Below are 12495 nucleotides of genomic sequence, written 5' to 3'. Positions count from 1 at the left end.
GGGTGCGAACTCCAAGATCAAAGAAAGTGTTAACGCTCACACTACCCGGTCGTCATGACGACCTGACGCCCAGCCCGACCAGTCCGGGTGAGCTGAACACCCCGCGGGGGTCCCACCGGTCGAACAGCGCACGGGCCTCGGCCAGCCGCGGCACCACCCGCTCCAGCTCGGCCGCGCCCAGGTGGTGCGCCTTGCCCCAGTGCGGGCGGGCCCGGAACTCGCGCAGCGCGTCTTCGACCAGCGGCAGCGCGTCGTCCCGGGCGGCCGCCGTCTTGCGCCAGGTGAAGTGCACCGCCAGGGAGTCCCGGCCGTGCGCGGCGGACAGCCACAGCTCGTCGCCGGCGACGGTGCGCAGCTCGCTGACCACCAGGTGCTCGCGGATCCGGTCGCCGAGCGCGGCGACGGCGGCGATCGCGGCGCCCGCGTCGGCCCGGTCGACGAAGAACTCGGACTGGATCTCGTCGCCGTTGCTGGGCGTGGCGTCGTGCCGGAAGTGCGGCAGCCGCTCGTGCCACGGCCCCGGTGCACCGCCCTGCTCGGTCACGTTGCCCTGGATCTCGTCGGTGATGCCGTCCCGGGAGACCGGGTCGCGCCGGGCGCCGAGCAGGGTGTCGGGGACGTCCGCGGGCAGCCGGGTCTTCACCCACGCGTCGGCCCGGCCGTCCCAGCGGGTGAAGACGCTGACGCTGGTGCCCGCACCGGTCACCGCCGCCGGGTCCTCGACCACCGCGGCCAGCGACAGGTCGCGGTAGACGTCCTGGCGCACCTCGTAGGTCGGCTGGGTCTCCAGCACGAGCCGGACGACGACGCCCACCGAGCCCAGCGCGACCAGCAGGCCGGCGCCGTCGGCGTCGTCCCGGCGGACCGTGCGCAGCTCGCCGTCGGCGTCCACCAGCTCGACCTCCCGCACGGCGGTGGCCAGCACGCCGAGGGCGTCCCCCGACCCGTGCGTGCCGGTGGCCACCGCCCCGCCCACCGAGATGTGCGGCAGCGAGCCCAGGTTGTGCAGGCCCCGGCCGTGCCTGTGCAGCTCGCGGGCCAGCGCGCCGTACGTCGTTTCGGCGGTGACCGAGACGGTGCCGTCGTCACGGACCTGCACGTCGTCGGGCAGCGCCGTCAGGTCCAGCAGGACGCCCGGGCTCTCGGCCAGGCCGTTGAACGTGTGCCGGGTGCCCAGCGCGCGCACGTGGGTGGCCTCCCGGACCGCCGTCCGCACCGCCTCGACGTCGGTGGGCCGGACCACCGGGGCCCGGAAGACGTACGTGCCTGCCCAGTCGGTCTCCACGGCACCGACGGTAGGCGAGGGGTCGCCCTGGTGTCCGACGGCGTCGGACTGGCAGGGTGCGCCCATGACAGCCCCGACGTCGCGGCCCACCTCCCTGCACGTCAAGCCCGGGACGGAGTGGTCCTCGGTCCTGGGCCGCGCCGCCGCCCGCACGCCCGAGGCCTTCGGTGCCGACCGGCTGCACAACCTGGTGGACGGCACGTGGCGGCCGATCGGGGACCCCGAGCCGCTGCTGTCCCCGGTCGACGGGTCGCGGCTGACCGGGTTGCCCCGGGTGTCGGCCGGTGAGGCCCAGCACGCGGTGCTCGCCTCGGCCGCCGCGCACCGGGAGTGGGCGCAGACCCCCGTGGCGGAGCGGAAGGCGCGGGTCACCGCGGCGGTGGAGGCGATGGCCGACGCCCGGGACGACCTGGCGCTGCTGCTGGCCTGGGAGATCGGCAAGCCGTGGAAGCTGGCCTGCGCCGACGTCGACCGGGCCCTGGACGGCGTCCGCTGGTACGTCGAGGAGATCGACGCGATGCTCGGCGACCGCACCCCGCTGGACGGCCCGGTCTCCAACATCGCGAGCTGGAACTACCCGATGTCGGTGCTGGTGCACGCGGAGCTGGTGCAGCTGCTGGCGGGCAACGCGGTCATCGCGAAGACCCCGTCCCAGGGCGGGGCGACCTGCCTGACCCTCGCCCACGCGCTGATGGCCCGCGAGGGCCTGCCGGTCACGCTGCTGTCCGGCGGCGGCGCCGAGCTGTCCAGCGTGCTCGTGCGCTCCCCGGAGATCGGTGCGCTGGCCTTCGTCGGCGGCCGGTCGAACGGCGGCAAGGTGGCCGCGGGGCTGTTGGACACCGGCAAGCGGCACATGCTCGAGCAGGAGGGGCTCAACGCCTGGGGCATCTGGGAGTTCTCCGACTGGGACGGCCTCGCCGCGCACCTGAAGAAGGGCTTCGAGTACGGCAAGCAGCGCTGCACCGCCTACCCGCGCTACGTCGTCCAGCGCGAGCTCGTCGACCGGTTCCTGGCCACCTACCTGCCGGTCGTGCAGTCGCTGCGGTTCGGGCACCCGCTGGCCGTGGAGCACGACGACGACGAGCTGCCGGTGCTGGACTTCGGCCCGGTGATCAGCGCCGGCAAGGCCACCGAGCTGCGCGACCGGGTCGCAGACAGCCTGCACCGGGGCGCCGTCCCGCTCTGGCGAGGGTCCCTGGCCGACGGCCGGTTCATCACCGGCCAGGACACCTCGGCCTACGTGGCTCCCGCGGCGCTGCTGTCCCCCGGCGGCGCGAGCGCGCTGATGCACTCCGAGCCCTTCGGGCCGGTGGACACCATCGTCGTGGTCGACAGCGAGGCCGAGCTGCTGGCCCAGATGAACGCCTCCAACGGTGCGCTGGTCGCCTCGATCGCCTGCGACGACGAGACCCTCGCCCGCCGCCTGGCCCGCGAGGTGCAGGCGTTCAAGATCGGCATCAACAAGCCCCGCTCCCGCGGCGACCGCCAGGAGGCGTTCGGCGGCCGCGGTGCCTCCTGGCTGGGTTGCTTCGTCGGCGGCGAGCTGCTGGTCCAGGCCGTCACCCAGGGCCCGGAGAACGAGCTCCTCTACGGCAACTTCCCGGAGCACTCCCGGTACCCCGCCTCGATCTGAGCGCCCGGCGGGGGGCGCTCACCGGTCGGTGCGGCCCCGCACCTGCGCGTAGCGCTCCCGCACCGCCGGCGTCGGCTCGGCCTCGACCAGCCGGGTCCCGGCGGCGGCCCAGTCGGGGAGCTGCCCGGTCAGCGCCCACGCGGCCTGCCGGGCGGCGCCGTCGGCGACGGCCTCCCCCGGCTCGGGCACGAGCACCGGCCGGCCGAACACCGCGGGGGCGATCTCCTGCACCGCCCGGGAGCGCGCTCCCCCACCGACCAGCAGCACCCGCTCCACCGCCGCGCCCTGACCGGCCAGTGCCTCGATCCCGTCGGCGAGTCCGCAGAGCAGGCCCTCCACGGCGGCCCGCGCCCAGTGCGCCGGGGTCGAGGTGCGCAGCGTCAGACCGTGCACCGAGCCGGTGGCGTGCGGCAGGTCCGGCGTCCGCTCCCCCTCCAGGTAGGGCACCAGCACCAGGCCATCGGCGCCGGCCGGGGCCTGCAGCGCCAGCTCGGCGAGCTCGTCCAGCGACACGCGCAGCATCGCGGCCGCAGCGTCCAGCACCCGGGCCGCGTTCAGCGTGCAGACCAGCGGCAAGTGCCGGCCGGTCGCGTCGGCGAACCCGGCCACGATGCCGCTGGGGTCGGCCGCCGCGGCGTCGGACACCGCCGAGACCACCCCCGACGTCCCGATCGAGACGACGACGTCGCCCGCGCGGGCGCCCAGGCCCAGCGCCGCGGCCGCGTTGTCCCCGGCCCCGGCGCCCAGGGCCACTCCCCCGTGCCGGCCGACCACCTCGGCCGGGCCGGCCACCCGCGGCAGCACCGGCGTCCGCCCGCGCAGCGCCCGGGCCAGCAGGTCGGTGCGGTACTCCCCCGTCGCCGCCGACCAGTACCCGGTGCCGCTGGCGTCCGAGCGGTCGGTGGTGAGCGTCTCCAGCCCGGCCGCGCCGGCCAGCCGCCAGGTCAGCCAGTCGTGGGGCAGGCAGACGGCGGCCGTGCGGTCGGCGTTCGCGGGCTCGGCGTCGGCCAGCCAGCGCAGCTTGCTCACCGTGAACGAGGCCACCGGGACCACGCCGACGGCGTCGGCCCAGGCCTGGCCGCCGTCCAGCTCGGTGACCAGGTCGGCCGCGGCGTCGGCGGAGCGGACGTCGTTCCACAGCAGGGCCGGGCGGACCACCTCACCGGTCTCGTCCAGGCAGACCATCCCGTGCTGCTGCCCGCCCACGCTCAGCGCCTCGACGTCGTCCAGTCCGCCCGCTGCGGCCAGCGCCTCGTGCAGCGCCGTCTCCCAGGCCCGCGGGTCGACCTCGGTGCCGGCGGGGTGGGCCGCCCGGCCCTCGCGCACCAGGTCCCCGGTGTCGGCGTCGCGGACGACGACCTTGCAGGCCTGGGTCGAGCTGTCGACGCCGGCGACGAGCGGCACGGGGACCTCCTGGGTTGACGGACGAGCGTGACGCAGACAATAGTGCAGCGACCGAACGAATGGCGATCCCGGGAACCGCGGTTCCTGGGCCAGGGGGTGTGGTGCAGACGCAGGGACAGGTGCGCCGCGCCAACCTCGCCGCCGTGCTCGACCGCCTGCGCGCCGACGGCCCGCGCAGCCGTGCCCGGCTGGCCACCGAGACCGGGCTGACCAAGGCCACCGTCTCCAGCCTGGTCGGCGAGCTGGTCGAGCGCGGGCTGGCCGCGGAGGGCGAGCTGCAGCGTCCGGGCTCGGTCGGGCGGCCCGGCATGCTCGTGGAGCTCGACGGGCGCGGGGTCTGCGGCCTCGGCGTCGAGGTCAACGTGGACTACCTCGCCGTCCTGGCCCTCGACCCGACCGGCGCCGTCCGCTGGCAGAGCCGGCTGGCCCTCGACGTCCCGGCCCTGGACCCCGCCGACGTGCTGGCCCGGGCCTCGGCGATGGTGGCCGAGGCACAGGCGGACCAGGACGCGACCGCGGTCGGGATCACCGTCGCCGTCCCCGGCCAGGTGCAGGGCACCGTCGTGGCGGCGGCCCCCAACCTGCCCCGGTGGGTCGGCGTGGACGTCGCCGCCGGGTTCGCTGCGTGGGAGCTGCCGGTCACCGTCGCCAACGACGCCGACCTGTCCGCACTGGCCGAGACCGCCGTCGGCCCGCACGCCGGGGTGCCCGACCTGGTCTACCTGACCGGTGAGGTCGGCGTCGGCGGTGGCGTGGTGACCGGCGGGCGGCTGCTGCGCGGGTCCACCGGACTGGCCGGCGAGGTCGGCCACCTCGCGCTCACCCCCGGCGACGCGCCCTGCGGCTGCGGCCGGACCGGGTGCTGGGAGACCGTCGTCGGCCTGGCCGCGCTGCTGCGCGCCGCCGCCGACCCCGGCGACCCGCTGCGCGACGCCGGCCGCGACCTCGAGGACCGCCTCGCCGAGCTGCTCGCCCGCGCCCGGGCCGGCGACGCCCGCACGCTCGCGGCGCTGGCCGACATCGGCACCGGGCTCGGGGTGGGCGCGGCCGTGCTGGTCGCCCTGCTCGACCCGGCCGTCGTCGTCCTCGGGGGGTACTTCGCCGTCCTCGGCGAGTTCCTGCTCGAGCCCCTGACCGCCGCGCTGGCCCAGCGCGTGCCCGGGCCCTCCCGGGTGGCGCTGTCCACGCTCGGCTTCACCGCCGCCGTCCGGGGTGGCGCGCACGTCGCGCTGCAGCCGGTGTTCTCCGATCCCACGACCGTCCCCGTCCGCACAGCCCAGGAGGCCCACGCATGACCCGCACCCCCACCCCCGCCGACCGCTTCTCCTTCGGTCTGTGGACCGTCGGCTGGCAGGGCGTCGACGTCTTCGGTGGCGCCGTCCGCCCGCCGATGGACCCGGTCGAGGCCGTGCACCGCCTCGCCGAGCTCGGCGCCGCCGCCGTCACCTTCCACGACGACGACCTGGTGCCCGACGACGCGACCCGCGACGCGGTGCTGGCCCGCTTCAAGGACGCCCTGACCGAGACCGGCATGGGCGTGGAGATGGCCACCACGAACCTGTTCGGGCACGCCGTGTTCAAGGACGGCGCCTTCACCAGCAACGACCGAGAGGTCCGTCGCTACGCCCTGGCCAAGGCCGCCCGCAACATCGACCTGGCCGCCGAGCTGGGTGCCACCACCTACGTGTTCTGGGGTGGCCGCGAGGGCGCCGAGTCCGGAGCCGCCAAGGACATCGGCGCCGCCCTCGAGCGCTACAAGGAGGGCATGGACACCCTCTGCGCGTACGCGATCGAGCAGGGCTACGACATGCGCTTCGCGATCGAGCCCAAGCCGAACGAGCCCCGCGGGGACATCCTGCTGCCCACGATCGGCCACGCCCTGGCGCTGATCAACGAGCTGGACCACAGCGAGATGGTCGGGCTCAACCCCGAGGTCGGGCACGAGGAGATGGCCGGGCTGAACTTCGCTGCCGGCATCAGCCAGGCCATGTGGCACGGCAAGCTCTTCCACGTCGACCTCAACGGCCAGCACGGCCCGCGCTACGACCAGGACCTGCGCTTCGGCGCGGGCAACCTGCGCGGGGCGTTCTGGACCGTCGACGCCCTGGAGCAGGGTGGCTACGACGGCTACCTGCACTTCGACTTCAAGCCCCCGCGCACCGAGGACGCCGACGGCGTCTGGGAGTCCGCCCGCGGCTGCATGGCCAACTACCTCGCGCTGAAGGAGAAGGCCGCGGCGTTCCGGGCCGACCCCGAGGTGCAGGAGGCACTGGCCGCCTCCCGCGTCGCCGAGCTGTCGCAGTCCACGCTGGCCGCGGGGGAGACCCTGGCGACCGTCCGCGCGGAGTCCTTCGACGTCGAGGCGATGGCCGCCCGCGGCTGCCACTTCGAGCGCCTGGACCAGCTCGCCATGGACCACCTCCTCGGCGTCCGCTGACCGTCTTGTGGAGTGCCACGGCGCGGTCCCCGCGTCCGTGGCACTCCATAAGGTGGGGCCATGACGACCCCACCCACCCGGAACGCCCGTCGTGAGCGCCTGATCGGGTACTTCCTGCTCGGGGTCGCAGTCGTGCTGGCGCTCTCCAGCCCCACCTGGTTCGGCAGCGACCGCAGCGCCGTCGGCATCGCCCAGCTCGTCGTCGCGCTCATCGCCGCCGGCGTCGGCGGCTTCCTGGTCAAGCGCTCCCGGGTGGCGTGATCAGCGACAACCCCGTTTACCCCCGGGTGTGACGGGCACCACCTCGGCCGTGGACGCCGGCCGACCGGTCGTCGCCGCGTGACGAGGGGGGCTCCCGTGGAGATCGACCGCACCAAGCTCAGCCAGCTGCTGCACACCCAGGGCGACAACGACACCGCCGACCGGCTGGACGCCGCCGGGCTCCCCGACACGCTGGACACCGACCGGGACGGCGACGCCCTCGCCGGGATCGGACTCGACCAGCAGACCCTGCTGGGCCACCTCGCCGGCGGCGCCATCGGCGGCAACCTGGCGATGTAGGCCCGTCCTCCGCCACCGACGTGCGTCCTGCGCCACCGACGTCGGTGGCGCAGGACGCACGCCGGTCGTCGGAGCTGATCGACGCCGGGAGCGGGGTGGGTCAGCCCGCGTAGGGGCGTTCCCGGGCGAGCTCCTCGCGGGCGACCGAGCGGATGTGCACCGCGTCGGGGCCGTCGACGATGCGCAGCGTGCGGGCGTGGGCGTAGAACTCCGCGAGCGGGGTGTCGTCGCTGACGCCGGCGCCGCCGTGCAGCTGGATGGCCCGGTCGATGACGGCCAGGCACACCTCGGGGGCGCTGACCTTGATCGCCGCGATCTCGGTGCGGGCGCCCTTGGCCCCGAACTTGTCGATGAGATCGGCGGTCTTCAGGACCAGCAGCCGGGCCTGGTCGATCTCGATGCGGGAGCGGGCGATGTCGGCGCGCACGGTGCCCTGCTCGGCCAGCGGCTTGCCGAACGCGACCCGCTCGTTGGCCCGCTTCACCATCAGCGCCAGCGCCCGCTCGGCCATGCCGATCGCGCGCATGCAGTGGTGGATGCGGCCGGGGCCCAGGCGCGCCTGGGCGATCATGAAGCCATCGCCCTCGCCGGAGAGGATGTTGGACACCGGCACCCGGACGTCGGTGAACTGCAGCTCCGAGTGCCCGTGCTGGTCCTGGTAGCCGAAGACCGGCAGGTGCCGGACGATCTCCAGCCCCGGGGTGTCGCGGGGCACCAGGATCATCGACTGCTGCTGGTGCGGGGGGCCGTCGGGGTCGGTCTTGCCCATCACGATGAACACGGCACAGCGCTCGTCGGCCGAGCCGGTGATCCACCACTTGCGGCCGTTGATCACGTACTCGTCGCCGTCGCGGACGATCGAGGTCTGGATGTTGCGGGCGTCGGAGGACGCGACGTCGGGCTCGGTCATCGCGAAGCCCGAGCGGATCTCCCCGGCCAGCAGCGGCTCGAGCCACTGCTGCTTGTGCTCGGGGGTGCCGAACAGCATCAGGGTCTCCATGTTGCCGGTGTCCGGCGCCCCGCAGTTGATCGCCTCGGGGGCCAGCACCGGCGACCAGCCGGTGATCTCGGCGACCGAGGCGTACTCCAGGTTGGTCAGCCCGGCGAGCTCGTGGTGGAAGAGGTTCCACAGCCCGCGCCTCTTCGCCTCGGCCTTGAGCTCCTCGATCACCGGGGGCAGGGCGTGGTCGTCGTGGCCGCGCTCGCGGCGCCAGGCGTGGTAGGTCGCCTCGGCGGGGAAGACGTGCTCGCGCATGAAGTCCCACATCCGGCCGGTGACGTCCTCGGCGGTGGCGGAGAGAGCGAAGTCCATGGTCGGACGGTATCCGCACGGTGACGGGGGTCGCAGCCGGGTCGGTCCTCAGGCCGACGGATCCAGGTAGCCGTCCTCCCGGGCGCGCCGGTAGAGGTCCAGCCGGGTGTGCGCCGGCCGCCCGACGGCGGCGTACTTCTCCTTGATCCGCCGCAGGTGCGTCTTCAGCGTCTCCGGTCGCATGTCCAGTCCACGGGCGACGGTGGGCAGCTTGGTGGCGCTGCTGGTGTAGCCGACCAGCACGTCCTGCTGGCGGGGGGAGAGGTCGGGCCGGCGGCCGGCCAGCTCGGCCACCGCCCGGCGCAGCTCGTCGTCGAGGACGTGCCCGCCGGCCGCGACCGCGGTGACGGCCTCCCGGACCACGGCGGGCCCCACCCCGGGTGGCAGGTGCCCGGCCGCCCCGGCCCGCACCGCCTCGGTGACCCGCCGCAGGTCGCCGTCGAGGCTGAACACCAGCACTCCGACGCCGGTGGCGACCAGCGCGGCGACGTTGTCCGCGGGGCGCGACCGGTCGGCGAGCAGCAGGTCCAGCAGGACGACGTCGACGGGCGGCCCCTCCGGCCGGGCGGTCAGCAGCTGCGCCACCGTGGTCGCCTCGGCGACCACGGTCGTCCCACCCGAGCCGGGGCCGTCCTCCAGCCAGGCGGTCATCCCGGCTGCGACCACGCCGTGGTCGCTGACCACCGCCACCCGGACGTCCTCCGTCGTCTGCCGTGCTGGCTGCACCCGTCCCACCCCCGTCCGGCCCGTGGGCCGTCCCTGCCCAGGACCGGTCACCTGGCAGGGGTACAGCGTCGCGGCGCCGCCTCCACCGGCCATGCTGCTGAGCAGCGCATTCGCGGTTCTGCGCCGTTCTGCGCGCGGCCGGTCAGCGACAGACCGGGACGTCGAAGTCGGTGTTGTGCAGGGTCTCCCCGCCCGGCACGTCGCCGTTCATGAACGAGTTGGACGGCGACCACCGACCGGCCCACTCCTCGCTGTCGACCAGGTACCAGAACCCGTCGGGCACCACGCTGGGCAGGACCGGGGAGTAGTACCGGCAGCGGACGACCACCGTGGTGTCGGCCGGGATGCCCAGGGCGTTGTCGGTGAGCGCGCGGGGGTCGGAGAAGGTGTTCGCGCCGATGCTCCCGGTGGTCTCCTCGTAGAGCCGGCCGTCGCCCTGGCTGGGCAGCACGCCGACGACGGGGACCGCGGTCGGGGCCGGTTCGACCTGGGCGGCCTGCACCGGGTCGACCGCCGGGTCGCCGGTGGCGACGGCCAGCGTCACGGGCACGGTCACGGCCGCGGTGAGCACCACGATCGCGGCGGCACCGCCGACCAGGGCCAGGGGTGTCCAGCGGGACCGCGAGGGGACCGGTGGCTGCTCCGGGGCGGGCGGGATGGCGGCCGGGGTGCGGTCCGGGCCGCAGGACTCCACGAGCCGGGGCGCGCCGGCCGCAGCGGGGTAGCCCTCGGCGTGGGCCCGGGCCCACGCGTCGAGGTCCCGCACGGCCCCGGTCACGGCGGCCCGCGGATAGGTGCCCCGCACCCAGTTGTCCAGGGTGCGCACGCTGACCCGGTTGCCGGTGGCGCGGGCGAGGGACTCCTTGCCGCCGGCGCGGTCGACCAGCCACACCACCTGCCGGACGAACGGGTCGCCGCCGTCCCCCGTGTCGACCTGCTGCTCCCCGCGCGTCATGCCACCCCGCCCCGTCGGCGCCCCCTGCGCCGGTGCGCAGATGGTGGCCCACGCCCGGGCCGCGCGGGGCCCTTTCCGGCGCGGGTCGGTGCCGGTGCCCCATGGCGTGTCCGGGTGGCCACGGACCGTGAGGTCGGGACCGTTCCCACGCCCCGCCCGGCACGCAGGGTGACGACCGGGGCTGTACCACCTGCGGGGGACTACCGGAGTCCGACGGTCTCGCGGACGCTCAGCGCCGGCGGACGACCGTGGGTCGGGGGACCTGGTCGGCCGTCGTCCCGGGAGGGTCGGGGGACCGCCCCGGGACGGGCCCGGATCCGGCGCGGCACCGCGGTGCGCGCCGGGTCCGGCTGCCCGGGGGTTCAGGCCGCGCGCAGCCGCAGCAGCTGGTGGTCGCGCACCGCGGCGGTCGCCAGGGTGCGGTACCCGGCCTGCTCGAACAGGACGACGATCCGGTCGCCCTCCTCGCGCATCACCACGCCGGGACCCCACTCGCTGTGCTCCACCGCGCTGTCCACGGGGAAGTCGCCGTCCCGGGCCGGGGGCGGGACGGCGGCCGCCGAGCCCGACCGGCAGGTGTCGCAGTTCCCGCACGGCTCGGCGAGCTCCTCGCCGAAGTAGCCCAGCAGGTGCTGGCGGCGGCAGCCGGTGGTGTCGGCCAGCCCGCGCATCATCTCCACCCGGGAGGCGTCCACCCGCTGGTGGTGCTCGGCGGCCTGCCGGGCCGCGGTGGCCGCGGCGCCGGGTGCCGGGCCGTCGGGGGCCGGGGTGACCGTGCCGTCGTCGGCGAGCACGACCGCGCCCACCTGCTCGAGCAGGTTCAGGTCGCGGGTGACCGGGCTGGCTCCCCGGTGGGTCTCCTCGCGCAGGGCCGCGACGTCGACCTGCACCCCGGCGGCGGCACCGGCCCGCACCAGGCCGGCCACGTGCTGCAGGTCCTCCTCGGCGGGCACGCCGGCGGCGAAGAACCGGCGCAGCCCGAGGTCCTCCTGGCGGAAGAACAGCACGGCGACGGCGGGCTCGCCGTCCCGGCCGGCCCGGCCGATCTCCTGGTACCAGCTGTCCACCGAGTCGGCGGGCTCGGCGTGCAGCACGAACCGGACGTCGGGCTTGTCGATGCCCATCCCGAACGCCGTGGTGGCCACGACGACGTCCAGCTCGTCGGCCATGAACGCCCGCTGCACGTCCTCGCGCTCGGCCTTGCGCAGCCCCGCGTGGTAGCTCCGGCACCGCAGACCACGCTCGACCAGGGCCTCGGCGAGCTCGACGGTGCCGGCCCGGGTGGCGCTGTAGACGATGCCGACCCCGCGCCCGGCCTCGACGACCGCCCGGTCGAGCAGCGCGGCGGTCTTGCGGTCGGCGTCGGCGTGGTGCTCGACCTCGATGGCGATCTCGGGACGGTCGAACCCGGCCACCACGACGTCCGGGTCGCTCATCCGCAGCCGCTCGACGATCTCGCTGCGCACCGGGGGAGAGGCGGTGGCGGTCAACGCCAGCACGGTGGGGGAGCCCAGCTGCTCGACCACGGCTCCCACCCGCAGGTAGTCCGGCCGGAAGTCGTGGCCCCACGCCGACACGCAGTGCGCCTCGTCGACGACGAGCAGCGCCGGCGCGGTGGCCGCCAACGCCGCCACGACCTGGGCCCGGGAGAGCTGCTCGGGGGCGAGGAAGAGGAAGCGGACCGTCCCGTCACGCAGACCGTCCAGGGCGGCCTGCTGGTCGGCCGCCGACTCGGCGGAGTTCAGCAGGGCAGCGGTGAGCCCGAGGGCCTGCAGGCGCTGGACCTGGTCGCGCTGGAGGGCGATCAGCGGCGAGACGACGACCACCGGCCCGTCCAGCAGCTCGCCGGCCACCGTGTAGACCAGCGACTTGCCCGCCCCGCTGGGCAGCACGGCCAGGGTGTCCCGGCCGGCGCAGACCGCCTGCAGGGCCTCCTCCTGACCCGGCCGGAAGGCGAGGGGGTCGACGGCGAGCAGTTCACGGGCGCTCTGCCGGATCCGCCGGGTACGGACCGAGGCGGTGGCCCCGGCGGTGGGGCGGTCGGCGGTCCGGCTGGAGGAAACGACGCTGGCGCTGGTCACCCGACCCTGCTGCCCTGCTCGGCGAGATCGTCAAACAGGTGCCTGGTGGGGGGCGTGTCGCGGGACGCCACACTGGAGCCCGTGGCCCGACCCCTGACCTT

The 12495-nt window shown here is 75.3% G+C and carries 11 protein-coding genes; 5 read left to right on the top strand and 6 right to left on the bottom strand.

The window, feature by feature from the left end; translation table 11 throughout:
* Positions 1–52 precede the first annotated feature (52 nt).
* Positions 53–1351, bottom strand: a complete 1299-nt coding sequence (locus tag F1C76_09230) for an FAD-binding protein (GenBank protein ID QNG36753.1) — start codon at positions 1349–1351, stop codon at positions 53–55.
* Here F1C76_09230 and F1C76_09225 point away from each other — a divergent pair.
* Positions 1350–2918, top strand: coding sequence for an aldehyde dehydrogenase (locus F1C76_09225; protein ID QNG36752.1), 1569 nt, complete (start codon positions 1350–1352; stop codon positions 2916–2918). The genes F1C76_09230 and F1C76_09225 overlap by 2 nt on opposite strands.
* Before the next feature lie 18 nt (positions 2919–2936).
* Here the strand turns inward: F1C76_09225 and xylB are convergent, their stop codons facing one another.
* Entirely contained in the window at positions 2937–4322 is a 1386-nt protein-coding gene (xylB, locus tag F1C76_09220; GenBank protein QNG36751.1) for a xylulokinase, read from the bottom strand.
* 59 nt (positions 4323–4381) lie between these two features.
* Here xylB and F1C76_09215 point away from each other — a divergent pair, with 59 nt between their 5' ends.
* The 4 genes from F1C76_09215 to F1C76_09200 all read left to right on the top strand — a co-directional run bounded on the left by F1C76_09215 (position 4382) and on the right by F1C76_09200 (position 7320).
* On the top strand, positions 4382–5617 hold the full coding sequence (locus F1C76_09215) for an ROK family transcriptional regulator (protein QNG36750.1): 1236 nt from the start codon (positions 4382–4384) through the stop codon (positions 5615–5617).
* On the top strand, positions 5614–6759 hold the full coding sequence (locus F1C76_09210) for a xylose isomerase (GenBank protein QNG36749.1): 1146 nt from the start codon (positions 5614–5616) through the stop codon (positions 6757–6759). Before F1C76_09215 ends, F1C76_09210 begins: the two co-directional genes overlap by 4 nt.
* 60 nt (positions 6760–6819) lie before the next feature.
* Positions 6820–7020, top strand: a complete 201-nt coding sequence (locus tag F1C76_09205) for a hypothetical protein (protein QNG36748.1) — start codon at positions 6820–6822, stop codon at positions 7018–7020.
* A 96-nt stretch (positions 7021–7116) separates the two neighbouring features.
* Positions 7117–7320, top strand: a complete 204-nt coding sequence (locus tag F1C76_09200) for a hypothetical protein (protein QNG36747.1) — start codon at positions 7117–7119, stop codon at positions 7318–7320.
* Between the two features lie 100 nt (positions 7321–7420).
* Here F1C76_09200 and F1C76_09195 read toward each other — a convergent pair whose 3' ends face one another.
* The 4 genes from F1C76_09195 to F1C76_09180 all read right to left on the bottom strand — a co-directional run bounded on the left by F1C76_09195 (position 7421) and on the right by F1C76_09180 (position 12394).
* A complete protein-coding gene (locus F1C76_09195) occupies positions 7421–8632 on the bottom strand; it encodes an acyl-CoA dehydrogenase (GenBank protein QNG36746.1) in 1212 nt (403 codons plus the stop codon).
* Between the two features lie 48 nt (positions 8633–8680).
* Positions 8681–9358 carry a response regulator transcription factor gene (locus F1C76_09190; GenBank protein ID QNG36745.1) on the bottom strand — a complete coding sequence of 226 codons (678 nt, stop codon included), beginning with the start codon at positions 9356–9358 and terminating at the stop codon, positions 8681–8683.
* Between the two features lie 142 nt (positions 9359–9500).
* Complete coding sequence (locus tag F1C76_09185) at positions 9501–10313, bottom strand: hypothetical protein (protein ID QNG36744.1); 813 nt, start codon at positions 10311–10313, stop codon at positions 9501–9503.
* Between the two features lie 362 nt (positions 10314–10675).
* Positions 10676–12394, bottom strand: a complete 1719-nt coding sequence (locus F1C76_09180) for an ATP-dependent DNA helicase RecQ (GenBank protein ID QNG36743.1) — start codon at positions 12392–12394, stop codon at positions 10676–10678.
* Between the last annotated feature and the right edge of the window lie 101 nt (positions 12395–12495).

The organism is Geodermatophilaceae bacterium NBWT11 (assembly GCA_014218215.1).
Lineage (GTDB): Bacteria > Actinomycetota > Actinomycetes > Mycobacteriales > Geodermatophilaceae > Klenkia.
Note: the sequence above shows the minus strand (reverse complement) of the source record. Positions and strands in the feature narration are given on the sequence as shown.